This is a genomic window from Lactobacillus sp. Sy-1 (genome assembly GCF_019303535.1).
Lineage (GTDB): Bacteria > Bacillota > Bacilli > Lactobacillales > Lactobacillaceae > Nicoliella.
Map to the genome: position 1 here is coordinate 1,009,438 of NZ_JACCIU010000001.1, position 26,595 is coordinate 1,036,032.

Here is a 26,595-nt window from a genome sequence, read left to right on the forward strand (position 1 = left end):
AAAAATGAAAGAAAACAAAGATTTAATTAACATTTTTATTGCCCATATTCAAGTTGAAAAACAGTATTCAATTCAAACCATTCGTGCATACTTAAATGACTTAAACGAATTTACTAAAATTGCGGCTGGGAAGGAAAATCGCTCCTTATTAGAAGCGACTGAAATCGATGTTGAAAACTACTTGAACTACTTAAATCGGAAGGGCGACGAAAGGAATACAATTCTACGCAAGATATCTGCGGTGAGGTCATTTTATAACTACCTAATTAAAACGGACGTAACTAAAAATCAGCCGTTCGAATACGTCCACTTAAAGAAGAAGCAAAACCGACTACCTAAGTTTTTGTACCCGAATGAGATTAAAGAATTGTTTAAATCCGCCCATAATGGAACAAATGAGACCTTAATTCCGCGAAATGTTGCTATACTAGAATTACTGTTTAGCACTGGATTACGAGTAAGTGAGTGCGCAGGATTGACCCTTGCAAAGTTAGATTTTGATAATCGCATTATGGATATTTTAGGGAAGGGCAGCAAACAACGCTACGTCCCGTTTAGTCCGGAAACTAGGCAGGCATTGAAAAACTATCTTAGAACTACTCGGCCCACGCTAATGCAGAAGTACCATCAAGACCATGATACGTTATTTGTAAATAACCATGGGGCACCATTGACATCCCGTGGAATTGAATATATTTTAGATTCCATTCTAAAGAATAGTTCGCTGGACAGTAATATTTACCCCCATATGTTTCGGCATACGTTTGCTACCGACATGTTAAATAACGGGGCCGATCTAAGAAGTGTTCAGGAGTTGTTAGGGCATAGTAGCCTCTCTACGACACAAATATATACGCACGTTACTAAAGAAAACCTACTAAAAAATTATAATCAGTTCTTCCCACGCTCGAAGGACTAAGAAGGAGTATGAATAATGACAGTAAAATTTGAAGCAACCACGATCTGTGCAGTTAGACACAACGGTCATATTGCAATGGCCGGAGATGGTCAAGTAACCATGGGTGAAAAGGTAATCATGAAGGGGACCGCGCACAAGGTGCGTAAAATTTATGATGGAAAGGTTGCCGTTGGATTTGCCGGAAGCGTTGCCGATGCCTTTAACTTGGAATCAAAGTTTGAAGCCAAGCTTAAGGAATATAGCGGAAACTTAAAGCAAGCAGCCGTAAAGCTCGCTCAACAATGGCGTGGTGATCAATCACTGCAAAAGCTGGAAGCACTATTGATCGTTGCCGATAAGAAGGACTTGCTCTTGGTTTCTGGATCTGGGGAAGTAATCGAACCAGATGATGATATCCTAGCAATTGGTTCTGGCGGGAACTTTGCCCTAGCGGCTGCACTAGGAATGAAGCACCATGCTAAGGACATGAGTGCCAAGGAAATTGCTGAGGCATCAATCTATATTGCCGGAAGCATTGATATTTTTACTAACCAAAACATTATTTCAGAAGAACTATAATTTCAGGAGGATTTTGATGAAAGCAATCGATAAGACCCCAAAACAAATCGTTAAAGAACTAAATGAATACATCATTGGCCAAGACGCTGCTAAGAAGGCGGTTGCCGTGGCATTGAGAAATCGATACAGAAGAATGCACCTTTCTAAGTCAATGCAAGAAGACATTACCCCTAAAAACATCTTAATGATTGGACCAACTGGGGTGGGAAAAACTGAAATTGCAAGACGCCTTGCTAAAATTGTTAACGCTCCATTTGTGAAGGTGGAAGCAACTAAGTTTACCGAAGTTGGTTACGTCGGTGGTGACGTAGAGTCAATGGTGCGGGACCTGGTGGAAAATGCCGTTAAAACGGTCAAAGAAGAACGGTTCAGTAGTGTTGCTGGTCAAGCTGAACAAAGAGCAAATGAACGCCTAGCAGAGTTGATGGTCCCTGATGACAACCAGCAAGCGAACCAAAATGCGGATATGAAGAGCATGATGGACATGCTTAACCAACTCCAAAAGGGGCAAATGCCTAACAACCAAGAAGCCCCTAAGCACCAACCAGTTAGTGATGAAGTGAAAGCCAAGCGTGAACAGCTTCTAAAGCAACTAGAACTAGGCCAATTAGAAGACCGGATGGTTGAAATTGAAATGGATGACCCTAAGCAATCAGTAGCGCAACAAAATAATATGCTGGGTCAAATGGGAATCAATTTAAATGACACCCTAGGTAGTATGCTCCCTAAGCGGCAGATCAAGGCCCACCTCAAGGTCTCTGAAGCCCGCGAAATTTTGATTCGGGAAGAATCAGAAAAGCTAGTTAACGATGCTGACCTATACCGCGAAGCAATTAACCGGGCCCAAAATACCGGGATTATCTTTATTGACGAAATTGATAAGATCGTGGGCGGTCAATCCCAAAACAAGGGGGAAGTCTCAAGAGAAGGAGTTCAAAGAGACATCCTCCCAATCGTAGAAGGTTCCAACATCAATACTAAGTATGGTTTGGTGGATACTAGCCACATCCTTTTCATTGCTTCTGGGGCGTTTGCGGAAAGTAAGCCTAGTGATTTAATTGCTGAATTACAAGGACGGTTCCCAATCCGGGTGGAATTGGATTCATTGAGCAAGGAAGATTTTGTGAACATTTTGACGAAGCCAAATAATGCGTTGATCAAGCAATACGTTGCGTTGATTGGGACCGATAACATCCAGGTAACGTTTACGATCGAATCAATTCAAAAGATTGCTGAAATTGCATATAATGTTAACCGCGATATTCAAAATATTGGGGCTCGGAGATTGCATACCATTCTAGAAAAACTTTTGGAAGACCTATTGTTTGAAGGTCCAGATATGGAAATGGGTGACATCACAATCACTGAACACTACGTTGAAGATAAGGTCGGCCACCTTGCTAAGGACCAAAATCTATCCCAGTTTATTCTTTAAACGATTAATTTAGTGATTTACACTAGTTTTTTTGCTAAAATTAATTTATAACTTAAAGATAGATGAGGATGATCGCATGGAATTCACTTTATCAAATGACAGTTTAACAATTGAAGTTAATTCTAAGGGTGCTGAATTAAATAGTATTAAGGGTGACAATGGAATTGAATACCTTTGGCAGGCTGATTCTAACTTTTGGGGTCGACATGCACCGGTATTATTTCCAATCGTTGGTCGACTTAAGAATGACCAGTATGAATATGAAGGCAAGAAGTATTCACTAGGTCAGCATGGGTTTGCGCGGGACATGGAATTTGAACTGAGTGATCGCACGGCTGATTCAATTACGATGGTTTTAAAGGCCAATGCCGAAACTAAGCCGGTGTACCCATTTGATTTTTTGCTATTCGTTAAGTATACATTGGATAAGACAACGGTGAAGGTTGATTTAACCGTAGTTAACCAGGGAACTAATGAGATGTACTTTTCAGTGGGCGCCCATCCCGCATTTAACGTTCCACTGAATGCTGACCAGCACTTTGACGATTACCAAGTTAAAGTGGCGCCACGGGAAATTTTTAACCAAATCCCCTTGGAAAACTCACTTAGTGCCGCTAAGGATGGGTCTGAATTAGATTTTAAAAACCCACTCCCAGTTTCCAGAGAATTGTTTAAAAACGATGCCGTAATTTTAGACTTACAACAGCAACCAATTGACGTAATGCTAGAATCTAAACATACGCTTAATCAACACGGGGTATCTTTGCATACTGATAATGCTAAGTACATGGGGCTTTGGTCACAGTACCCATCAGATGCCCAATTTGTTTGCATTGAACCATGGTGGGGAATCGCTGATGACGTTGATGCAGACGGCCTCTTAATTCACAAAAAGGGAATCGAACAACTAGCTTCTGGAGATCGTTTTGATGCCTGTTTTGACATCACGGTGTATTAGTTAGGAAATAAAAAAGACGCTCACCACATGGTAAGCGTCTTTAATTATTTAGTGTTGTTGATGCTTGTATTTAATACCAAAGTGAACGAGGTTCTCAGTCCCGTTCAAAATTCGTCGGATATTCTTTCGATGGCGGTAAAATACGAAGATGGTCAGGATGATTGCAATTGTTGCTAACAGGTAGTCATGAATTGTTAACGCAACGATTGAAACAAATATGAATGTGCATAGGCTAGCCAGGCTGACCATGCTGCTCAGGTAGAGCACAAAAATCAACACTAAGGTTGCCATGATGAACAAAACGGGATTATACGTTAATAACATCCCTGCACTAGTAGCAACGGCCTTCCCACCCTTAAATCCATCGAAGATTGAGAACGTGTGACCAATAATGGCGCACAACCCAAAGATTAGCTCGGTCAGGTGAATTGAACCGAAGTTGATGCCAAATAGCAGTGGCAATGCTGCTGAAAGCGATCCCTTGGCAATGTCCATGAATAATACAACTGATCCAGCAACGGGACCTAGGACCCGAAAGGTATTTGTAGTGCCGATGTTTCCGGAACCATGTTGTCTAACGTCAACCTTAAAAAAAGTTTTCCCAATCCAAATTCCACTCGGAATTGAACCTAATAAATATGCTATGATTAATAATACTGCGATTTTCAAAATGATGCCCCCAATAAATCGTTTAATAACGATGGTGACTTTAAATCATCACCACTTGCATTTATAAATTAAACGTACTAAATTATTATACCATAGAACATTTGTTCGAATTAAAATTTGCAAAGTCGCGTAAATAAGTTATGATTATATAGATTGTATTTTCTAAGATAAAGGAGTTTTCTCATAATGGCTAAATCAAAACAAGAATATGATGATTCCTCCATTCAAGTCCTGGAGGGGCTAGAAGCCGTTCGAAAACGGCCAGGGATGTATATTGGTTCTACCAATGGTAATGGACTCCACCACCTGGTCTACGAAATCGTTGATAACGCCGTTGATGAAGCGTTAGCCGGATATGGTGATGAAATTAACGTTACAATTCATAAGGATAATAGTTTGACCGTTGTCGACCATGGACGGGGAATGCCAGTTGGAATGCATTCGTCAGGAAAACCAACCCCCGAAGTGATTTTAACGGTTCTGCATGCCGGTGGGAAATTTTCCGAAAATGGTGGTTATAAGACCTCTGGAGGCCTTCACGGAGTTGGTTCCAGTGTTGTGAACGCCCTTTCGACTAGTTTGATGGTTACGATCGTTAGGGATGGTCATAAGTACCAAGAACAGTTTGAAAACGGTGGGAAGCCGATTGGCACCTTGAATGACCTGGGTAAGACTAAGGAGCACAGTGGAACAACAGTGACCTTTAAGCCCGATCCCGCAATCTTTACTACGACCGTGTTTAACTACGACGTGTTAAAGGAACGGTTACGTGAATCCGCCTTCTTACTAAAGGGGATCAAAATTACGTTGACTGATGAGCGGACAACCCCTGAAAAACACGATCAATTCCACTTTGAAAAGGGAATTGAAGAATTCGTTGAATACCTAAATGAAGGTAAGCACACCTTAGGACCTGTGATGTATTTTGACGGTACTAAGGAAGGCATCGAAGTTGAAGTAGCTGCTCAATATAACGATGGGTACACTGAAAATACATTATCATTCGTTAATAACGTGCGGACCAAGGACGGTGGGACCCATGAATCAGGATTCCGTAGTGCTTGGACCAAGGCGTTCAACGAATACGCCAAAAAAGTGGGCTTACTAAAGGGGAAGGATAAGAAGCTAGACGGGACCGATGTTCGTGAAGGCCTTTCAGCCATTATTGCCCTAAAGATTCCAGAAGAGCTCCTTCAATTCGAAGGCCAAACCAAGGGGAAACTTGGGACCCCTGAAGCCCGTTCAATCGTGGATAGCATTATTAGTGACCAGCTGGTTTACTTCCTAATGGAAAATGGCGACTTTGCTCAGCAGTTAGTTCAAAAAGCAATTCGGGCTCAACAGGCCCGGGATGCGGCGCGTAAAGCTCGGGATGAAAGCCGTGGCGGGAATAAGAAGCGCAAAAAAGAACGGCTCCTATCAGGAAAGTTGACCCCTGCCCAGTCAAAGGACGCCGCTAAAAATGAATTATTCCTAGTTGAAGGGGATTCAGCTGGTGGTTCTGCTAAACAGGGCCGTGACCGGAAGCATCAAGCCATCCTACCATTACGGGGGAAGGTATTGAATACCGAACGGGCAAAGCTCCCTGACATTATGAAAAACGAAGAAATCAGTACAATGATCTATACCGTTGGAGCCGGGGTCGGATCTGACTTTAACATTAAAGATGCTAATTACGACAAAATTATCATCATGACCGATGCCGATGATGATGGGGCCCACATTCAGATCCTATTGTTAACGTTCTTTTATAAGTACATGCGGCCGATGATTGAAGCCGGTCGGGTGTACATTGCATTACCACCCCTATACAAGGTGCAAAAGAAGGTTGGTAAAAAAGACCGGGTCGCATATGCTTGGACCAATGGTGAAATGGAACGGTTGACCAAGGAATTCAAGAAACCGTATACCCTCCAACGCTTTAAGGGGTTGGGTGAAATGAACGCCGATCAACTATGGGAAACCACGATGGACCCTGAATCCAGAACACTAATTCAAGTGCACATTGATGATGCTAAATTAGCTGACCGTCGGGTAACGACCCTAATGGGTGATAAGGTAGCACCACGACGGGATTGGATTGAAAATAACGTCCAATTTAACCTAGAAGAAGATGGCAGTATTTTAGATAATACCGCTAAATAGTTAATCAAGGGAGGCCCACTTAATTGAAGAATGGACAAACAATTGAACGGCTAACGCTTGAAGATATCATGAGTGAACGATTTAGTCGTTATTCTAAGTCAATCATTCAAGAAAGAGCGTTACCAGACGTGCGGGATGGATTGAAGCCGGTCCAAAGAAGAATCCTCTATGCCATGAATAAAGATGGGAATACTTACAACAAGGGATTCCGTAAGGCTGCTAAATCCGTCGGAAACGTAATGGGGAACTACCATCCCCATGGGGATAGTTCCATTTATGAAGCCCTTGTCAGAATGAGTCAGGGGTGGAAACTACGTGAACCACTAATCGAAATGCACGGGAATAACGGATCAATGGATGGGGATCCACCTGCTGCAATGCGGTATACTGAAGCCCGCCTTAGCAAGATTGCTGGTGAAATGCTTAGGGATATTGATCGCGACACTGTTGATTGGGTATTGAACTTTGATGATACTGAATACGAACCGGTTGTCCTTCCAGCTAGGTTCCCGAACCTATTGGTGAATGGAGCCACTGGAATATCGGCTGGTTATGCGACTGATATTCCACCGCACAACTTAGGAGAAGTGATCGACGCTGTGATTGCACTTCAAAAGAAGCCTGATGCTACTCTGGCTGATTTAATGAAGTACGTTCACGGGCCTGACTTTCCAACTGGCGGGATCATTCAAGGAATTGATGAAATTAAGAAGGCTTATGAAACCGGTAAGGGAAGAATCGCTGTTCGTTCTAAAACAGCAATTGAAACCTTACGGGGGAATAAGCAGTTGATTCGGGTCACCGAAATTCCGTACGAAGTGAACAAGCTTCAACTCGTTAAGCAAATTGATGAAATTAGAATTGCTAAAAAGATCGATGGAATTGCTGAAGTCCGGGATGAAAGTGACCGTAATGGGCTTTCAATTGCGATCGAATTAAAACGGGATGTTGATTCTAAAGGGATTTTAAACTACCTCTTTAAGAATACCGACCTGCAAATTTCATATAATTTTAATATGGTTGCGATTGATAACATGCGTCCGGAAAGACTAACCCTCAAGCGGGCACTTAGTTCCTACTTAGAATTTCAAAGGCTAGTGGTTAAAAAACGGACCCAGTTCGATTTAGATAAGGCTTTAGACCGCCAAGAAATCGTTCAAGGACTGATCAAGGCGCTATCCATTTTGGATCAAGTAATTAAGACCATTCGAGGAAGTAAGGATAAGGCCTCTGCGCGAAATAACTTAATTGAGGCGTTTGATTTTACGAACGCCCAGGCTGAGTCAATCGTTAACTTGCAACTGTACCGCTTGACCAATACCGATGTGACCCAGTTAAATGCTGAGGCTGAAGCCCTTGCAGAACGGATTGAAAAGTTCAAGGCCATTTTAGCAGACCCTAAACAACTGGATCTGGTATTGAGAAATGAGTTACGCGCCATTAAGAAGGCGTACGCATCCCCACGGCTCAGTGAAATTGAAGCTGAAATCGAAAACCTCAAGATTAGTACAAAGGTAACGGTTCCGGATGAAGACGTAGTGGTATTAGTCAGTGACGATGGTTACTTGAAACGGAGTAGTGTTCGTTCGTACCGGGCCTCAGAAGCAAATGAAAATGGCCTTAAGTCAGACGATCACCCCATCTTCTTGAAGGAATTAAACACGCGGGACCACTTAATGATGTTTACGAATAAGGGGCACCTGATCTATCGGCCGGTATTTGAAATCACTGATACCCGGTGGAAAGACACTGGCGAGCATATTTCACAAACGATTGGGCTTGCCGACGATGAAAAAATCATTAAAACGTTTGCGTTCAAGGACCTTAAGGCAACCGGAAGCTTTTTAATTGCCACTAGTGATGGGTACGTTAAATTAACTGAGTTTAATAAGTTCCTCCCTGGTCGGACCTACAAGAGTCATGCAAGCGTTTATGAAAAGTTGAAGCAGCCAGATGCGAACGTGATTACGATTGAGTACCTATCCGGCAACGTTGATGGGTATCAAGTCGTGGTTGCTAGTCAGCAGGGGATGGCCACTCGATATCAACTCACTGAAGTATCGTTTAGTGGAGCTAAGAGTACTGGAGTGCGTTCCATTGCGCTTAAGGATGGTGACGAGGTCGCTAGTTGTCAATTAGCAACTGAAGATTCAATCATGGCGATCATAACTCAACGGGGTTCTTACAAGAATCTTCCTGTAAACGAAATTCCGCTAGCCGGAAGGGGCCGGCGGGGTGTTATCATCCTCAAGGCCTTAAAGGCCCAACCACATGCAATTGTTGGCTTTGTGACCGTTAAACCAATTGACCTGGAGCAACCATTGCATATCTATACTGACCACAGACGGGTGCATGATGTTGTGCCGATTGACCACCCAATGGGGGAACGGTATTCAAACGGAAGCTTCGTGGTGGATGTTAAGTCGGAAGGCCAACCAATTTCCATTCAAAAGGCTTTAAATTAATTTGTAAAAAGTGCTAAAATAGAATTGAAGCGTCATCATACTAATTATCTAATAGAATTGGGGCAATCATAATGAGTAAAGAATTAGTTTTTGGACACCAAAATCCAGATACAGATGCAATTAACGCTGCGAAAGCATACGCATACCTACAAAATAGGCTAGGTTACGATGTTGAAGCCGTTGCGTTAGGCGAAATCAACGATGAAACGAAGTTTGTCTTAGACTACTTTGACGAACCTGCACCACGGGTAATTACTGCTGCTAAGCCAGAAGTTGATTCAGTAATGTTAGTTGACCATAATGAATTTCAACAAAGTGTTAGTGACATTAAGGATGTTACCATTACCCACGTGGTTGATCATCACAAGGTTGGTAACTTTGAAACTGAAAAACCACTTTACATGCGTGAAGAACCCCTTGGATGTACTAGTACCATTATCTACAAGCTCTTCAAGGAAAATAACGTTGAAGTTCCTGCTAAGGTTGCTGGTTTAATGTTATCTGCCATCATTTCAGATACCTTACTATTACAATCACCAACTACTACTGATACTGACCGTAAGGCGGTTGAAGATTTAGCTAAGATTGCGGACGTTGATTACAAGGACTACGGAATCAAGATGCTAAAGGCCGGAACTAACGTTGATGCTAGTTCTGCTGATGAATTAGTGGACCAAGATGCCAAGTCATTCACAATGGGTGGTAAAAACGTTCGGATCGATCAAATTAACGTTGTTGACCTTCAAGATATCTTGAAGCGGACCGATGAAATCAAGGCTGCAATGGAAAAAGCCAGTGCAGCAAATAGTTTTGACCTTTACTTAGTATTGGTTACCAACGTATTAGACAGTAACTCCGCATTAATTGTTACTGGAGATCCAAAATCAGCCGTTGAAAAAGCATTCAATGGTAAATTAAACGATGCCGATGTTATGAACTTACCAGGGGTTGTTTCCCGTAAGAAGCAAGTAGTTCCACCTTTAACTGAAGCTTTCGAATAAAAATTAATAGATGCCATTAACCAGTTCTGACCGTCAGATTGATCGTTGGGACTGGTTAATTTGTCCCTAAAATAAAATTAATTTCGATTGTAAGCATATCAGTTGCAATTCAGCCTAAATTATTTAAACTATTAATATATAGTGTAAGACATAAAAAATTAACGGGGGGATTTTTGAATGACTGATTATGATAAGAGTAAATTGACTAGGGAACAATATGACGTAACCCAAAATGCGGGGACCGAAGCCCCATACAGTGGAAAGTACGATAACTTCTTTGAAGACGGATTATACGTTGATGTTGTTAGTGGACAACCACTATTTACTTCAAAGGATAAGTACGATTCTGGTTGTGGTTGGCCTGCATTTACCAAGCCAGTTGATAACCAAAATATTAAATCTAACTTGGATACTTCATATGGCATGGTCAGAAATGAAGTTCGGAGTAAGGATGCGAACTCTCATTTAGGTCACGTTTTCCCTGATGGACCTAAGGATCGCGGTGGGCTAAGATACTGTATTAACTCAGCAGCCCTTAAGTTTATCCCGGTTGATAAGCTACAAGAAGAAGGATACGGCGAATACCTTAAAGATTTTAAATAATTCGACCCAAGTTTTTAATCAATTTAAAATGAAAAGAGTGATTTTTGAATGGAAACTGCAATTTTTGCTGGTGGTTGTTTCTGGTGCATGGTAAAACCATTTGATACGATTCCTGGAATTGAAAAGGTGGTCTCAGGATATACTGGTGGTCACGTTCCAAATCCAACTTACGAACAGGTATGTAGCCATACTACTGGGCATACTGAAGCTGTTAAAATCACGTTTGATCCTAGCAAGATTTCATACAAGAAGCTAGTTGAAATTTACTGGCACCAAACTGATCCAACCGATGCTTCTGGTCAATTCCAAGACCGGGGTGATAGTTACCGTCCCGTTATCTTCGTAAATAGTCCAGAACAACGGAAAATCGCTGAAGAATCCAAGGCAGATCTTCAAAAGAGTGGGATGTTTGATCAACCAATCGTAACTCAAATTGAAGATGCTAAGCCATTCTACCCAGCTGAGGATTACCACCAAGACTTCTACAAGAAGGATCCACTTCGTTACGTCATTGAAGAAAGTGGCGGTCGAGAAGCCTTTAAGAAGCAACATTGGAATGAAAAATAGTTAACTTAATCTCATGCAAGAGCGTTGGAATTTATCCAACGCTCTTTTTATTTTTACTGATGAATAATTATACATAACGATTAATTTAAAATTTTAAATTCTAATGATTAAGAAACATAATCTTTAGAATTAACCCATAAAATTGCGAACCATTCAAATTTCCATTCATCCCCTACATGATAGTATTTTAGAGCAATTTAATTTATGTACCCATTAATATAAAATGGTGCTATAATATCATTTGTAACAAACGACCCATTATATACAAATGTTTCTTTACACATATAATGTATAAAAAAGTCGTCTGCTATCCATTATAATACAGAAGGAAGTAATCATTATGCACAAAAATACAAAGAAAACACTGTTAGTTTCTTCAACCCTAGGCTTTTTAGCAATTGCTGGAACAACGGGATTATTGGCCCATGCAGATTCTGCAGCTACTCAACAATCAGCAAACGTTGCCGTTACCCCAGGGAGTTTAGCAGCCTCCGCATCTAACATTACGTTTACCAGTGTTGCTGTTTCAGACATTGCGAATAGTAACACGTCTGCAAAGGCATCATCAGCTTCATTAGCAACTGATGATAACCGGGGATTAGGGGCAGTTGGTTGGAACGTTACGGTGTCAGTTAATTCATTAAACGATAGTAGTAACAAAAATTCACTAACTGGGGATATTAACTTTGGACCCGCATCAGCAGATAATGGCGCAAACGTTACTACCAATGCAACCGCTAAAATTGGTGATACCTCAACAGTTCAAGTAGTGCAAGGAACTAATGAAGGACACACCATTACGAATTTAAATCCCGTTTTGAACTTGAATCAAAACACCAGCGTTGTTGCAACTTCTTATTCAGCATCCATTAACTGGACAATTAATGGAAGCACCACTAATTCTGCAGCTAACAGCGCATCTGGTAATAATTAAGCGTTTAAATGAAGTTATTTAAACGCAGCTGTTCTTTAGTTAGTATTCTGCTAGGAATGATTTTGGGATTTCAATTATTCAGTCAGCAGGTCCATGCTGATAACGCTAATTCACAATATCAATACTCCGTTGAAGTTGACGATTCAAAGAATACTTCTGCAATCCAACAAACGGTTAAACCGGGCCAGCAGTTAAATGTTAAACTGGTCTTTGCTAATAATAGCAATCAGGTCCAAACCTTAAGGGTGAATTTCAATACCGCTGTAACTGGTGATAACGGAGTGATCCAATATAATTTTACGGACCTAACTGACCGTTATTTTGGAAGGGTAAACTTCAGTAAGCTGATTAGTGGTCCTAAAACCATTAAGTTAGCAGCTAAGGCGAAGGTGATTCAGGAATACACGATTAAAGTTCCTAAGCAATCCTTTAGTGGGGTGATTGCTGGGGGCTTTTATATTGCACAGGCTGATGGATCAAACCAGAGCAACCAACAATCGGGCGTTAATTTTAAGAACGTGATTTCATATGCGATTCCGATTGTCCTTAGAGAAAACAACCGGTCCATTAACACTAAGTTAGCTTTAAATCAGGTTTTAGCTAAAATGCACTATGGGTATCCAACCGTCATTGCTAAAATTGATAATTTAACGCCAACCATGTTCGGCCAAATGAAGATCAAGACCCACATTATCGATCAATCAAATAATCAGGTCGTCTTTAAGCAAATCCAAACAAACATGAACATGGCTCCATTAACCAGAATGAGTTATCCCGTTGTAATCAATAAAAAGCTAGCTGCCGGTGATTATACGTTGAAACTGGCCGTTAGTTCCGGGAAGGCCCATTGGAATTTTAAGCATTCTTTTTCCATCAATGCTAAGTTAGCGGATGCAACTGCTAAGCAATCTAAAACTAAGGGTTCTCCCCCGGTTTGGATTTACGTTGTAATTGGAAGCGTCGTATTATTGGGCTTACTAGTCAGCGTCTTCTACTTGGGAAAAAGCAAATCAAAATAAATCGTTAAGAGCAATTCGCAATTAGGGCGGATTGCTTTTTTAGTGGAGTTCGATAAATGGGGCACCTAAAACAACGAAGTCGATGGCTGAGCGCGAATTTGTTAAGAAATGATTTTAATTCTATATCATTGTTAGTACCTAATAATGATATGAAAAGACTGTTAAATCAACGCTATAAAATAATATCAAAATTTATATCACTGTTTTATTAAATAAGCAAAAAACAATGATATAATTAAATAAGGTGGTGATAATGATGGCCGAAGAAAAAGTTTATCCAATTAAAGATGATCAAACCCTCATTGACGTTGAGGATACACTGATGCACAACTTTGCAAAGAGTGGCCATAGAAATTATATGATTTTTCAGCTAGGGAAAGCGACCCTACTTCGTTGTAGCGACGTTATGAAATTAAAGTACTTAGATGCATTTGACGATGACGGCATCTTAAAGGACAGTAGTTATATTCATGACCAAAAGACCGGGAAGCAAAATCGACTTTATTTAAAGCCGGTGGCAAATGATTTATTGCGTTACCAGCAATGGCGTCAAAAAATGCTGCGGAGCCGGCACCAAACTTCCGAATGGCTGTTTCCTTCGATTATGTACCCAGAGCGTCACATTACGGTTAACCAGTTCTATAAAATCATGCAACGGACGGGTGAATTACTAGGGATTGACTACTTAGGGACCCATACGATGCGAAAAACCGGTGCATACCGACTTTATGAACAGACAAATCATAACATCGCATTGGTGATGCAATCATTGAACCATTCCAGTGAAGCAATGACCCTTCACTACCTTGGATTAGATGAAATTACTAAGCGGAATATTTTTGATACAATTGACTTTGGATAACGCAAAAAGCCCTTGAAAATAATCTTTCAGGGCTTTTTTGTGTTTTAAGGTTGGTTTAAGGATGTTTGCCATTTTATTATGTTAACTAAGCTTTTATTGAGTTAGGCTCAATCTAGTTTTCACTGGTTACAAAATCAAATATACTAGTATCAATTCAAGAGGAAAGAAGGAATTAAAAATTAAAAAGAAGATCATTATTAGTCTCCTCTCAATTGCAATGGTTGCTCCACTAGCCATCAAGCATGTCTATCAGCCCCAACATTTGGTTTCAATTAAATCCGACTTTAAGCAAAGATAGACGTTTACATTAGCATTTATGTCCCATCAAAAAATCAAATTTAAAAACAAAGGAAGTTTTAACAATGAAAAAAAATCGTCGAAACACCTTAATCTCAATCTTACTAAGTGCCTCATTATTAGGTTTTACCGCTAACCCATTAAATGAACTTCATTCACCAATGGTTCACGCTGCAATGGTCAAACAAAATGTGCCAGCTAAGCCAAGTGGTTCATCATCTAGTTCTACTAATTTGCAGGGGGATAAAACAGTTACTAGCAAAACAACCGTTAGTGATGATAAAGCTAGCTCTGACAAAGCAAACCATTCTGCGTTCTTGGTAAAACGGGGTGGTAGTTTGACGCTTAATAATTCCGTCATTGCTAAAACTGGTGAAACGACTAGCGAGGACAACAGTAATTTTTTTGGGCAAAACGCAGGGTTACTAGTAACTAATGGTGGAACTGCGAACGTTAATAATTTAACTGAAACCACAAGTGGCAACGGAGCCAACGCTGTCTTTGCAACCGGCTCCAACTCTACAATTAAATTGAATAACGCTAAAATCAACACGACCAAGAATTCATCGCGGGGACTAGATGCGACCCAAAAGGGAACCATTACCGCAACAAATACGAATATCTCCACTAATGGCAGTCATTCGGCAACCCTTGCTACTGACCGTGGGGGTGGGACCGTTACTTTAAATACTGGAAATCTAAAGACTACGGGTGACGGTTCGCCAATCATCTATTCCACCGGAAAAATCAACGTTAAAAACGTACAGGGGAATGCCAGTGGCGCAGAGGCTGCCGTAATTGAAGGGGCCAACAACATTAACGCCGTTGATTCCCACTTAACTGCAAATAAGAACAACGGGGTAATGCTATACCAGAGTATGTCCGGGGATTCAGAAGAGGGGACCGCCTCATTTACCATGAAGGGTGGTTCACTAACTTCCAAGGTGACTGATGGTTCGAAGGGGACCACTAACCATACCGGGGCGTTGTTCTATGTTACCAATACTAAGGCTAACGTTAACTTGAATAACGTTAAATTAACCAACACTTCTGATACATTAATTAGGGCTGCTGGTGATCGGTGGGGGACTAGTGGTAGTAACGGTGGAAAATTAACCTTTACTGCGACTAAACAAACCCTTGCTGGAAACGTAGAGGTCGCTAGTGGTAGTTCCGTTAACCTAACGTTAAAGGATGGCTCTAGTTTGACTGGAAGCATTAATTCTGCCAACACCAAGGGAACCACTAAGCTGACCTTAGGATCTAATAGTACTTGGACCGTTACCAAAGATTCCCATTTGACCACGTTAATTGCAAGTAAGACCTCTCTGAAAAATATTAAGTCCAACGGCCATACCATTTACTACGACAAGAACAGTTCCTCAAACTCCTGGTTAGATGGGCAGACTTACAAATTATCTGGTGGCGGGAAGTTAACCCCTGCTTCTTAATGAGAAACCGGTGAAAAGATTTGACTTGAATTATAATATGATTATAATGTAATTAATTATTAAATAGTTCGAAACTTAAAGATGAGTATGTTAACTGTAATTATCAGAGAGGTGTGGATGGTGAAAGCACTAATTATGGTTGATTGAAGATGGTCTTTAGAGCATGTAAGTTACTGAGTCACTTGATAAGGTAGTTTCGGAGCCTCCCGTTAACGAGTTAAAGTGTGGTAGCCCCTTTGGCTATCAAATCAAGGTGGTACCGCGGAAATAGAGCGCTTTCGTCCTTTAATTAAGGATGGTGGCGCTCTTTTTAATTTAAAGGAGGAGTTTCATAATGGCTAAAGTCGCAGTTATTACTGGTGCAGGACAGGGAATTGGTGAAGGGATTGCGCATCAACTTGCAAACGATGGATTTGCAATTGCCGTTGCTGATATTAATGAAGCAACCGCTAATCAGGTTGCACACGATTTAAATGCGGAGGGGTATTCAGCCAAGGCGTACGTCGTCGACGTGGCTGATCGAAACCAGGTTTTCAATCTTGCCCAGTCTGCAGTTAATGACTTAGGTGAACTTGCGGTATGGGTTAATAACGCTGGAATTGCATTTATTGATTCATTCGTGGATTCAGATCCGGACCAATTTGAACGGTTAATTGATGTTAACTTAAAGGGAACTTACTGGGGAATTCAAGCCGCTGCCAAGCAATTTTTAAAGCAGGGTGATGGCGGGCGCATTGTAAACGCTGCATCACTAGCGGGGGTGGAAGCATCTGCATTACAGAGTGCTTATTCGGCATCTAAGTTTGGCATTCGTGGGTTAACCCAATCGGCAGCTAAGGAGTTAGCGAAGGATAACATTACCGTAAATGCTTATAATCCTGGCGTGGTAAGAACGCCAATGCGGGATGCTATTGATAAAAAAACAGCTGCGCTTAAAAACATTTCAATCGATCAACAAAAAGCCGGTGTAATTGATGAAATTGACCGGGGGCGTGAAGCAACCCCAGCAGACGTTGCTAACGTAGTGTCATGGCTGGTATCACCCAAAACCGAATACATTACGGGTCAATCGATTATGGTTGATGGCGGGATGCATTACTTATAATAATTAAAAGCCCGTGCGTTCAATTATTGACCTAACTAACGCACGAGCTTTTTGATTTTCAAATTAGAAACACCCAGTTAAACGATGATTAACTGGGTGTTTCTTTATATCTAAGTTAATTGGTATATCTTCTCTTAAAATTAATATAGCACATTTATTAAAATAATCAATATAAATTTATATTGATGCTGTAAATGAAATTAATGAGCGTCCTAGACGAACTTTAAAATGGAAAAATGCGAATTATAAATTTAAACATGAATCCAACAAACTTTGCTAAGATTACATTAAGTTGTTGCATTTGGATTTGACATATCCCCTAATTGATATTCTTCGGATAATAAATGTTATGTAAAGTAATAACTCAGTTTTCCAAATTGACCATTCCCCTTTCAATTCCAACTAAAAAACCAGCAATCAAATTGATTGCTGGTTAACTAAATTATTTTCTAAGTCGATTTCCTAAGGAAATAATCGTTTGATTTTTCGAAATTAAGTACATAATAATAATCTGAATTACAACCGTAAAGATTTCCTTAATGAAACGGGAAAGAAAAATAACTTCAAACGGGACGTGATTTAAAATCACCACCCAGGTCGTATTCAAAATTAAATTAATAACCACCACCACAATTACCTGTGAAATAATGATGGTCTTAAGGGTTGGTTTATGATTAAAGAAAAATAATCCAAAAATGACCCCGCCTAGGACGGCTGATAACGTGAATCCAGGAAAGTAAATTTGGCCTGAAATTAACGTTAAAAAGATATCAGCAAATCCGGCAATGGCACCAGCCCAAAACGGCCCGAACCACATCGCAATTAGAAAGGTTGCAATAAACGCGAAACTAAATTGGATCTTATTAGGAACCAAATAGAACGTAAATAAGCTACTTCCTAAAATCAGTCTAATGGCAGTGAGTAATCCTAAAATAGCAATCCCACTAGCATTAGGTTGAGCAAAAACTTTCTTTTGTGTATGCAAAAGAGACATCTCCTAAATAGAGCTGCCACTATCAATGGTGGCGAATGCGGGACTAACATCGCAAACGCATCGTTTTTCGTCCAAAGTTCACATTCCGTTCCAATGGCACTTGACGCGTTAATCCCTACTCCGAATATTTTATGATAATCTTAAGAATATCATAATATCATTATGATACATGATTAAAATAAATTAAGCAATAATCATTATTTTAACTCAAAGTCACGCATCCAGGCTAATGCTAGTGACTTATTCCCCAGGTGAGCACCAATTACGGGGCCAAAGTAGCTTTGCGTAACCTTCACATCGGGTCTTAATGCTTTAATTTTATCCGCCCAAATTTGACCGTGTTCTTGATCATTACCGTTAATAATCAAGACCCGCACCGGATAGTCCAGGTTACTGGTCCGTTGGTTAAAAATCTCCTCGGCGCGTTTCAAAGCCCGCTTTCTAGTCCGGACCTTGTCAAAGGCCACGATTTTATCGGTTTGATCATCAAAGGTAAGGAGCGGTTTGATATGCAGTAAGCTTCCAACCATCCCCGCCGCATTTGACAGCCGGCCCCCCTTTACAAGGTTCATTAAGTCATCAACCACAAAAATTTCATCAATCGTAGCCCGCAATGCGTCTAATTCAGTTAATATCTCATCAACTGAATTGCCATCGGTAACCATCTGGGCGGCTGCGATAGCTAAGTATCCCATTAATTTAACGGTGATCTTGGAATCATATGGAATTACTTTAATGTTCTTAATGGTAGGGGCCAGGGCAACTAACTGGTTGTATAGTCCTGAGATGGTACTAGCGAGGTGAATACTAATTACGGTATCGTATCCATCCCGCGCTAATTGGTCGTATAATTCGATAATTTTCCCCGCTGCTGGTTGAGCAGTACTGGGGAAGTTCTTTGCAGATTGTAATTTTTCATAGAATTCAGCCGTATCAATGTCGACACCCTCTTCATAGGTTTGACCATCAATAATAACTGAAATTGGGAGGATATGAATTTTATACTTTGCCAACTCATCATTTGAAAGATAAGCGGTACTATCCGTTACAATTGCAATTTTCATGTCTTCATCAATCCTTTAAATTATTACACTTTAACTTTCATTATACCATTAATGGCCTTTCAAATAATCATTCTAACGGTTTTTTGTTATAATAGAAATATACATCTATACCGAAAGTAAGTGATTGAAAAGTGTCTTTTGACGGAAGTTTTACCCACTCAATGGTAAAAGAACTAAGTGATTGGCTTAAGGGTGGCCGAATTGCTAAGATTAACCAACCCTATCCAAATGAAATTATCATCACAATCAGATCGAACCGGAACAGCTATCCGGTATTGTTATCAGCCAACCCTAGTTATGCGCGGGCACAGGTAACCAACATCCCCTACGTCAATCCCCCGGTCCCCACTAATTTCACCATGACGCTTCGAAAGTACCTCAGCGGAAGTGTATTGAATTCCATCACTCAGTCTGACAACGACCGGGTAATGCAGTTTCACTTTACGGTCCGCAATGAAATTGGCGATTTAAAATCAATGGTCTTAATCATTGAAATCATGGCGCGCCATAGTAACGTGATCTTAGTGGACGGTTCCGACCGCAGAATTATCGATGCCATTAAACGTATTGGCCCCGATAAAAGTAGATACCGGACGGTTCTTCCCGGAACGGAATACATTAATCCACCGAAGCAGGACTTAGTGGATCCGTTTACATTTACCGATGAAGCCCGGTTAGCACAAATCATCCGGGAGTTTCCGAATCAGGATGTCCTCTCGGAAAAACTCCGCCAAACCTTTCAAGGATTGGGTAAGGATACCGCTACTCAATTAGCCCGCTTTTTGCACCAATCGGGCTCATCAATGGAGTTATTTAAGCAGTTCTTTGAACAATTTAACACCCCCACGCCGACCTTGATTGACCGTGATAAGCCGATCTTTTTACCCTTTGATCCAATTGGAATTACCGATTCATTAAAGCACTATGATTCGCTAAGTGCGCTATTGGACGATTACTACCAAACCAAGGCGCAAAGGGATCGGGTCCGCGAACAAGGGGGCGTTTTGATTAAGGTTACTAGAAACGAGCTCAAGAAAAACCGGACCAAGTTAAAAAAGCTAACTAAAACACTTGATGATACTAAGTTTGCGGATGACTATCGCATTAAGGGGGAAATTTTAACGACCTATTTGAATCAAGTCCAACACGGAGCTAAACAAGTCGAACTCCCTAACTTCTATGATGATAACCACCCGCTTAAAATCAGCTTATTACCGGACAAGACCCCTTCTCAAAACGCCCAGTGGTACTTCAAGCAGTACCAAAAAAAGAAGAATGCGATTCAATTCGTTAGTCATCAAATTGAACTTACGAACGCGGAGGTAGAATACTTTGAGGGGGTTTTATCGCAGATTGAATTAGCAGACCCTAGCAACCTTGCTGATATTAAGGCTGAATTACAACAAGGCGGCTATCTAAGGGATCACGAACACCAAAGTAAAAAGAAACCAAGTAGACGCCAAATTAGCCAACCAGAACAGTTTAAGGCTAGTGATGGCACTGTTATCCTAGTTGGGAAAAACAACCTGCAAAATGACCGTTTGACCACTAAAATGGCTGATAAGCGTGATACCTGGTTGCACACCCAAAAAATCCACGGATCCCACGTTATCATTCGCTCGTTTGCCCCCAGTGAACAAACGATTGAAGAAGCCGCCATGCTAGCGGCTTACTTCTCTAAAGGTCGTGACTCTGCGAACGTGCCGGTTGATTACGTTCAAGTCCGGCACGTTAAAAAGCCGAACGGAACTAAGCCAGGATTTGTTATCTATGAAGGGCAAAATACCATGTATGTAACCCCAAATAAACAAGTTGTGGATCAACTAAGGGCGAATAATAATCAATAAATAAAAGAGTGGCAGCTATGAAATATTCTTCATAGTCGTCACTCTTTTATTCATCTTCAGGGGGATCTAGGTTGATTTCTGCCCCCACCTCTTGATTCGTGGACCCGACTTCTTGGTCCACCTTTAAGTCGATAAATGGAAATTTAGGTTTCATCTCTGCGAACGGGATGAACGAAAGATTCTTGAAGGTTTTGTTCAAGTCTTCGGTCGTTAGTTGATTGGTGTACAACTTAACTAGCATTTTGATCCAATTAACGTTCGAAATCCGGTTCAAAAAAATCGTTTCAATAATTCGAATCGGTCGAATCCCCACGACCTTGAACAGGCCCTGGTCTTCTAACACTAGGATTTGTACTAGTCCTTTCCAATAGGAGCTGCTGATCAATTCCTTAGCATCTGTAATTAGCCCGGCTAACTTATCATCATCAATCGCATATGGAAAAGCCAGGTGGGAAATGTCCTTTAGTTCGTGGTTCTTCCCAGACGCTAGCTTGACGGTATTAATAAACCGACTTTCATCCTTAGTGACAAAAAAGTTCATCGCAAAACTTGTTTTTTGCGGCAACGTGACCCCGGTTTCTTGATCAGGTGGCAGCACCACCACCTTTAGGTCTGGATACTGCCGTAACTGCCGAACTAGGTAGTGCCGATTTCCCGGCACCACAACGATAGCTGGTTTTTCAATTTCAGCAATGTTTAAAATGGCCCCAATCTGAATTGGTTCAATATACTGTTTGTCACTCAACTGCGGACTGAGCGATACTGAATTGGGGTTATTATTCATGATAATCGTTTTGTACCCCAACCGGTGCATTTGAATTAGGACCTCCGAAGTGTAGTAATCAGCAGCCGAATTTGGGCCTAACCGGTTACCGCCTCGCCCAATCACTAATGCCGAACGGTCTGACAACTGGTGGGATTCATTTTCCCGTTCAAAACTACTATAAAACGAACGAATTGAATGGGCTTCTTCCCCTGCCGATGGTTCAATCATTTTATAGGTTGGCACGCTGTTTTTCAACTTGCCTAAGTAGCGCACCTTGTCTAAATCGGTTTGCCAAGCGGCTGCTAACATACCATCCCCAAACCCCCTCCGGTGGGCCGTTCGAAGGGATTCTTCGGTTAGCGGCTCTTTTACAACGAGGTTTTCAACGGCCAGTAATTTTTGCAACCGTTTAAAGTAAAACGGATCGATTTTGGTTAGTTCGGAAAGGTCTTCGACCGGATAGTTACGCCGTAAGGCCTCAATCAATACTAAAATTCGGCTAGCCTTGGGATGAATCAACTGGCTGATCATTTCATCATCGCTGAGTTCTTCCATGTTCGGTAAGACATCCCGTGGATTGAACTGTGAACTACGCATTGCTTTTAAAATGGCCTCTTCAACGGTCCGCCCAATTCCTACCGCCGAACCAATCGATTTCATTGATTGGTCTAAATGCTGATCAACGGTTTTGAGGCTGTCGAACGGCCAGAGAGGAATCCGAATTAAGATGCGGTCCATCAACGGTTCCATAAAGGTAGTCAGCTTAGCATAGGCATGGGGTAAGTGAATATCGGCAAAACCATTACCAAGGACTAATTGAGCCGTAACGTAGTTGAGTGGGTACCCAGTAGCCAGGGTTGCTAGCGCGAAACCGCGGTTATAGTTTGGAGTGACCTTAGTAACAAAGTAATCATTGTTATCCGGATTCAACGCGAAACTAACCTCACAAGCTCCGATGATCTCTAATTGTTCCATGATGTTGAGCGTTGCCTTTCTAAGCCGCTGGTAAACCGAATCGGTGATGGTTTGAATTGGGGAAACCGCAATTGAGTCTCCAGAGTGAATTCCAATGGCATCAATATCTTCAACCCCATTAATAATCAACTTAGTTCCGTTCGGATCCCTAATGCCAATGATACTTAACTCTTTGTACCCCACAATGCTTTTTTCAATCACACAGCGATTCAACGTGGAATCAGTAAAAGATTCACTAAGCGCGATTTCCAAGTCATCAAAACTATTACAAATCGTCCGCCGGCTATTGATTGATGATAAGACCGGCTTTACGATGATTGGAAAGCCGACCTGTCTGACCAGGTCAAAGGCTTCAGCATTTGAATGAACGATCGTCGATGAGATGATTGGTTCTTGGACTTCCTTCATTAGTTGGCTGAAACGCAATGGATTGCCAATTAACTTCAGGGCCGCCTTGGAGAGTCCTAAGAGCTCAACGGAGTACTTAGCAAGGATCTTCATTTCAACTAGCTTTTGGCAAATTTTAATCGCATTCGGGCCTCCAAGGGTAGGCAGAATCGCATCGGGCCCCTCATTTTGAATAATTGCAACTACGTTATCTAAGGTTACCGCTTCAATATAAGCACTAGCTGGTTGAATTTCGGTCGTCGCAATCGAATATGGATTATCATCGATCACAATACTCTTCACCCCGACCCGTTTAAAACTAACGATGGTCTGGAAAACAGCGGCATCTAACTCGTTTTCCTGCCCCACTTTGGAAGGACCACCGCCGATTATTAGGACTTTATTGATGTTTTGATTAATCACGTTGTGGTTACCTCCTTTGTGAGCCAATATTTTCTAAAAATTCATCAAAGATATCGGATGCAATTGTGGGTCCCGGCTCACCATCTGGCGAAAATTGAACTGAAAAGGCGGGATAATCACGGTGCCGTAATCCTTGAACGGTCCCGTTGTAAAGATCAATATAGGTCGTAATCAACGTGTTGCGGTCGATTGAATCGTAATCAACGGCATACCCCTGTGCCTGGGAAACATAAATTACCTGGTTCGTAATGATCTTTCTTACAGGATGGTTGCTTCCGTGGTGTTCGGTCTCTAATTTATAAACCTTCGCGTTGTTCGCGATTGCGAATAACTCGTGGCCAAGACCAATTGCTAGTAGTGGGAACTGGGTCTGCAATGATTGAATCGTTTTAATGATCGACTTAGGCAGGTCGGCAGGGTTCCCGGGACCGGTTGAAATCACAATTCCATCCGGATCCAAACTTAAGATGCGTTCTACCGAAGTATCCCAAGGCACCACCACTACATTGCAATCACGTTCATCTAGGCGCCTTAAGATCCCCTGCTTTAAGCCAAAGTCAATTACGATGATATTAAAGCCATTGCCCGGATTAGGGTATGGCTTGGGAGTGGCGACCTGTGATACCTGCTGGTTGGTTAAAACGGTGGCGTTCAACTGGTCAAACGCATGCTCATCATCAACGTCTACGATGCTGGCCTTCATGGTTCCCTTTTTCGTGATCCGATGGGCTAGTTCTCTAGTATCGATCCCCTCAATTCCCGGGATTTCGTGTTGTTTTAAGAATGTATCCAATGATTGCTTGTGTTGATGATTGAGGGTGGTATCAGAGTATTCACGGGTGATGACCCCCTTGATACTGGTAACGATTGATTCATAGCTTTTATGGTTAATCCCTACGTTTCCGATGGTGGGTTGGGTAAACACAATGATTTGATTATGATAAATTGGATTAGTAATGGATTCTTGGTACCCCATCATATTTGAATTAATGATTATTTCACCGGTGGTGGTGGCCAATGCACCAAATGCTTCGCCGGGATATGATGAGCCATCCTCTAATATTAAATAACGTTTTGTCATTTTAATGCTCCCATCCAATTTCAGCCCTATTTGTTGACGATTTCAACAGCGTCACGCTTATCGATTTCTTGAACTGAAACTTGAATTTTTTCGTTCTGGGCACTGGGGATGTTCTTGCCAACGAAGTCAGCTCGAATTGGTAACTCCCGATGGCCCCGGTCAACTAGGACTGCCAAACGAATACTATTAGGACGGCCCAGTTCTGAAATGGCGCTTAGGGCCGCTTTAATGGTCCGGCCAGTATACAATACGTCGTCCACTAAGATGACGTTTTTGCCTTCAACTGAGACCCGATCGCCGCTAGCAACCACAGTCGGAGTCTCCTTTGCACTATCATGTTCAATATCATCACGATACTTAGTGATATCTAACGCCCCCACCGGAACTTCAACGTTTTCTAGTTGTTGGAGTCGATTGGCAATTCGCTTTGCTAGGTAGATTCCGCGGGTCTTGATTCCGACGATCACAAGGTCTTCGATGCCCTTATTCTTTTCAATGATTTCATAGGTTATTCTTGTTAATGCACGTTGCATTGCCATTTTATCGATAATTACTTTTGCCATTTTATCGTCCTTCCTTTTATTAAAAAAGGCTGCTAATTCGATTACTCGAACAGCAACCATTTTTCCAGTGGTTAATATAATATCAGAATATTTTAAATTGCCTGGTTTGTCAATGTTAATGCTGACGATGACGCAATTGAGTAAGCGTTTTTTCAAAGATTGTGGGCAGTGGAGCTGAAAATAACAATTGTTCCCCACTTCTAGGGTGCTTAAAGCCTAATACAGCCGCATGGAGAAATTGACCGTTTCCGGCAATTGTCTTTCGGGGGCCGTACAGTGGATCCCCCACTAGCGGGTGCCCAATCGATTTCATGTGAACTCGAATTTGGTGGGTCCGACCGGTTTCTAATTGGCATTCCACTAGCGTGTAGTTCGCAAACCTTTCCAACACCCGGTAGTGAGTTACCGCATGCCGACCATCAGCAACAATCGCCTGTTTCTTTCGATCCTTTTTATCGCGCCCAATTGGCGCATCCACCGTCCCGCGGTCATCCTTGATCACTCCGTGCACCAATGCGATATACTTGCGAACGTTGGTCTTATCCTTGAGCTGTTTAGAAAGTGATTCATGTGCTAAGTTATTTTTCGCAACCATTAAGAGCCCGGAAGTATCCTTATCAATTCGGTGGACGATTCCCGGACGAAGCGTCCCGTTAATGTTGGACAACGGCGTATGGTACAACAATGCGTTGACTAACGTGTGGTCTGGGTGGCCCGGAGCGGGATGAACGACCATCCCCTGGGGCTTATTCACCACTAACACGTCATCATCTTCATAGACGATGGCTAGTGGGATGGCTTCAGCCACTAGGTCTAATTTTTTAGGCTCTGGAATCGTAATTTGAATTCGATCGCCCGGTTTGACTTCATATTTGGGTTTGACGGGCGCATCATTAACTAAGATTTGGGACTCCTTAATTAACTCCTTGGCCCGCGAACGACTGATCTGGGGTTCTAGTTCTGCGCAGACTTTGTCGATCCGACCGGACTGGTTAGTAATTTGAAACTGACTATCCATTATGATTTAGCACTTTCTAACTTTTCGCTTCGCCAGAGCATGATCAACAACATGATGACCCCAAACGTTAAACATGCGTCCGCAAAGTTAAACACGAAGTTTAAAAACGGGAGGTTCAAATCAACTTGAAACATGTCAACAACGTAGCCATGGATTCCTCGATCAATAAAGTTACCGATTGTTCCCGCAAGTAAGAATACAATTGTAAATGAGTAGCCCCGGCTTTTTCTGAATTTAATCAGGTAATACCCCATTACTAACACGGCAGCTACTGAGATGATTAAAAAGAAGTTCATCTTGCCCTGCAGCATACTCCATGCTGCACCATGGTTATGGAGGTTGGTCAACGATAATACTCCTGGAATCAGTGTGTCACTTTGGCCCTGCGTCATTGTCGCTGAGACCCAGGCCTTAATTCCTTGATCGGCACCGATTAATACGATCAAGAGGCCTATCATGTATATAAAAGGCATTCGAAACGTCCCTTCG

General features: G+C 41.7%; 23 protein-coding genes, 1 riboswitch and 1 other annotated feature. Of the genes, 15 read left to right on the forward strand and 8 right to left on the reverse strand.

Features of this window, described 5'->3' with window-relative positions:
• Positions 1 to 4: 4 nt before the first annotated feature.
• The 4 genes from xerC (at position 5) to HZL42_RS04260 (ending at position 3,870) form a co-directional block, all read left to right on the forward strand.
• Positions 5 to 919 carry a tyrosine recombinase XerC gene (xerC, locus tag HZL42_RS04245; protein ID WP_219054429.1) on the forward strand — a complete coding sequence of 305 codons (915 nt, stop codon included), beginning with the start codon at positions 5 to 7 and terminating at the stop codon, positions 917 to 919.
• Between the two features lie 15 nt (positions 920 to 934).
• The gene (hslV, locus tag HZL42_RS04250; RefSeq protein WP_219054430.1) at positions 935 to 1,477 is read left to right on the forward strand and encodes an HslVU peptidase proteolytic subunit; all 543 of its coding nucleotides are present in this window, start codon (positions 935 to 937) and stop codon (positions 1,475 to 1,477) included.
• Positions 1,478 to 1,493: 16 nt separating this feature from the next.
• A complete protein-coding gene (gene hslU / locus HZL42_RS04255) occupies positions 1,494 to 2,912 on the forward strand; it encodes an ATP-dependent protease ATPase subunit HslU (protein ID WP_219054431.1) in 1,419 nt (472 codons plus the stop codon).
• Between the two features lie 76 nt (positions 2,913 to 2,988).
• Positions 2,989 to 3,870: an aldose 1-epimerase family protein gene (locus HZL42_RS04260; RefSeq protein ID WP_219054432.1), complete on the forward strand. Its 882-nt coding sequence runs from the start codon at positions 2,989 to 2,991 to the stop codon at positions 3,868 to 3,870.
• A 48-nt stretch (positions 3,871 to 3,918) separates the two neighbouring features.
• Here the strand turns inward: HZL42_RS04260 and plsY are convergent, their stop codons facing one another.
• Positions 3,919 to 4,545, reverse strand: coding sequence for a glycerol-3-phosphate 1-O-acyltransferase PlsY (gene plsY, locus HZL42_RS04265; RefSeq protein WP_370629295.1), 627 nt, complete (start codon positions 4,543 to 4,545; stop codon positions 3,919 to 3,921).
• A gap of 180 nt (positions 4,546 to 4,725) precedes the next feature.
• On the opposite strand from plsY, the gene parE reads away from it, so the two are divergent.
• From parE to HZL42_RS04315, 10 genes are all read left to right on the forward strand, one after another.
• A complete protein-coding gene (gene parE / locus HZL42_RS04270) occupies positions 4,726 to 6,684 on the forward strand; it encodes a DNA topoisomerase IV subunit B (RefSeq protein WP_219054434.1) in 1,959 nt (652 codons plus the stop codon).
• A 23-nt stretch (positions 6,685 to 6,707) separates the two neighbouring features.
• Positions 6,708 to 9,149, forward strand: coding sequence for a DNA topoisomerase IV subunit A (gene parC, locus HZL42_RS04275; RefSeq protein ID WP_219054435.1), 2,442 nt, complete (start codon positions 6,708 to 6,710; stop codon positions 9,147 to 9,149).
• A 71-nt stretch (positions 9,150 to 9,220) separates the two neighbouring features.
• Complete coding sequence (locus HZL42_RS04280; RefSeq protein WP_219054436.1) at positions 9,221 to 10,150, forward strand: manganese-dependent inorganic pyrophosphatase; 930 nt, start codon at positions 9,221 to 9,223, stop codon at positions 10,148 to 10,150.
• Positions 10,151 to 10,327: 177 nt separating this feature from the next.
• The gene (gene msrB, locus HZL42_RS04285; RefSeq protein WP_219054437.1) at positions 10,328 to 10,753 is read left to right on the forward strand and encodes a peptide-methionine (R)-S-oxide reductase MsrB; all 426 of its coding nucleotides are present in this window, start codon (positions 10,328 to 10,330) and stop codon (positions 10,751 to 10,753) included.
• A 48-nt stretch (positions 10,754 to 10,801) separates the two neighbouring features.
• A complete protein-coding gene (gene msrA / locus HZL42_RS04290; protein WP_219054438.1) occupies positions 10,802 to 11,320 on the forward strand; it encodes a peptide-methionine (S)-S-oxide reductase MsrA in 519 nt (172 codons plus the stop codon).
• 340 nt (positions 11,321 to 11,660) lie between these two features.
• Positions 11,661 to 12,254 carry a hypothetical protein gene (locus HZL42_RS04295; protein ID WP_219054439.1) on the forward strand — a complete coding sequence of 198 codons (594 nt, stop codon included), beginning with the start codon at positions 11,661 to 11,663 and terminating at the stop codon, positions 12,252 to 12,254.
• A 62-nt stretch (positions 12,255 to 12,316) separates the two neighbouring features.
• Positions 12,317 to 13,273, forward strand: a complete 957-nt coding sequence (locus HZL42_RS04300) for a DUF3324 domain-containing protein (protein ID WP_219054440.1) — start codon at positions 12,317 to 12,319, stop codon at positions 13,271 to 13,273.
• 256 nt (positions 13,274 to 13,529) lie between these two features.
• Positions 13,530 to 14,135, forward strand: coding sequence for a tyrosine-type recombinase/integrase (locus HZL42_RS04305; RefSeq protein ID WP_219054441.1), 606 nt, complete (start codon positions 13,530 to 13,532; stop codon positions 14,133 to 14,135).
• Positions 14,136 to 14,497: 362 nt separating this feature from the next.
• Complete coding sequence (locus HZL42_RS04310) at positions 14,498 to 15,883, forward strand: hypothetical protein (protein ID WP_219054442.1); 1,386 nt, start codon at positions 14,498 to 14,500, stop codon at positions 15,881 to 15,883.
• 60 nt (positions 15,884 to 15,943) lie between these two features.
• Positions 15,944 to 16,172, forward strand: a binding site (T-box leader).
• Positions 16,173 to 16,217: 45 nt separating this feature from the next.
• Positions 16,218 to 16,988, forward strand: a complete 771-nt coding sequence (locus HZL42_RS04315) for an acetoin reductase (RefSeq protein ID WP_219054443.1) — start codon at positions 16,218 to 16,220, stop codon at positions 16,986 to 16,988.
• A gap of 442 nt (positions 16,989 to 17,430) precedes the next feature.
• Here the strand turns inward: HZL42_RS04315 and HZL42_RS04320 are convergent, their stop codons facing one another.
• Both HZL42_RS04320 and HZL42_RS04325 read right to left on the reverse strand, forming a co-directional pair.
• Positions 17,431 to 17,973 carry a folate family ECF transporter S component gene (locus HZL42_RS04320; RefSeq protein WP_219054444.1) on the reverse strand — a complete coding sequence of 181 codons (543 nt, stop codon included), beginning with the start codon at positions 17,971 to 17,973 and terminating at the stop codon, positions 17,431 to 17,433.
• Positions 17,974 to 18,009: 36 nt separating this feature from the next.
• A riboswitch (THF riboswitch) is annotated at positions 18,010 to 18,107 on the reverse strand.
• 72 nt (positions 18,108 to 18,179) lie between these two features.
• The gene (locus HZL42_RS04325; protein WP_219054445.1) at positions 18,180 to 19,046 is read right to left on the reverse strand and encodes a DegV family protein; all 867 of its coding nucleotides are present in this window, start codon (positions 19,044 to 19,046) and stop codon (positions 18,180 to 18,182) included.
• 131 nt (positions 19,047 to 19,177) lie between these two features.
• Between HZL42_RS04325 and HZL42_RS04330 the strand changes: the two genes are divergently transcribed.
• Positions 19,178 to 20,893 carry an NFACT RNA binding domain-containing protein gene (locus HZL42_RS04330; protein WP_219054446.1) on the forward strand — a complete coding sequence of 572 codons (1,716 nt, stop codon included), beginning with the start codon at positions 19,178 to 19,180 and terminating at the stop codon, positions 20,891 to 20,893.
• Between the two features lie 46 nt (positions 20,894 to 20,939).
• Here the strand turns inward: HZL42_RS04330 and HZL42_RS04335 are convergent, their stop codons facing one another.
• From HZL42_RS04335 to lspA, 5 genes are all read right to left on the reverse strand, one after another.
• The gene (locus tag HZL42_RS04335) at positions 20,940 to 23,444 is read right to left on the reverse strand and encodes an ATP-grasp domain-containing protein (RefSeq protein WP_219054447.1); all 2,505 of its coding nucleotides are present in this window, start codon (positions 23,442 to 23,444) and stop codon (positions 20,940 to 20,942) included.
• Between the two features lie 7 nt (positions 23,445 to 23,451).
• Positions 23,452 to 24,525 (reverse strand): carbamoyl phosphate synthase small subunit, encoded by a 1,074-nt coding sequence (locus tag HZL42_RS04340; RefSeq protein WP_219054448.1) that lies wholly within the window; start codon positions 24,523 to 24,525, stop codon positions 23,452 to 23,454.
• A 26-nt stretch (positions 24,526 to 24,551) separates the two neighbouring features.
• Positions 24,552 to 25,088 carry a bifunctional pyr operon transcriptional regulator/uracil phosphoribosyltransferase PyrR gene (gene pyrR / locus HZL42_RS04345; RefSeq protein WP_219054449.1) on the reverse strand — a complete coding sequence of 179 codons (537 nt, stop codon included), beginning with the start codon at positions 25,086 to 25,088 and terminating at the stop codon, positions 24,552 to 24,554.
• A 115-nt stretch (positions 25,089 to 25,203) separates the two neighbouring features.
• Complete coding sequence (locus HZL42_RS04350; protein WP_219054450.1) at positions 25,204 to 26,106, reverse strand: RluA family pseudouridine synthase; 903 nt, start codon at positions 26,104 to 26,106, stop codon at positions 25,204 to 25,206.
• Positions 26,106 to 26,579 (reverse strand): signal peptidase II, encoded by a 474-nt coding sequence (gene lspA / locus HZL42_RS04355; protein ID WP_219054451.1) that lies wholly within the window; start codon positions 26,577 to 26,579, stop codon positions 26,106 to 26,108. Before lspA ends, HZL42_RS04350 begins: the two co-directional genes overlap by 1 nt.
• Positions 26,580 to 26,595 lie beyond the last annotated feature (16 nt).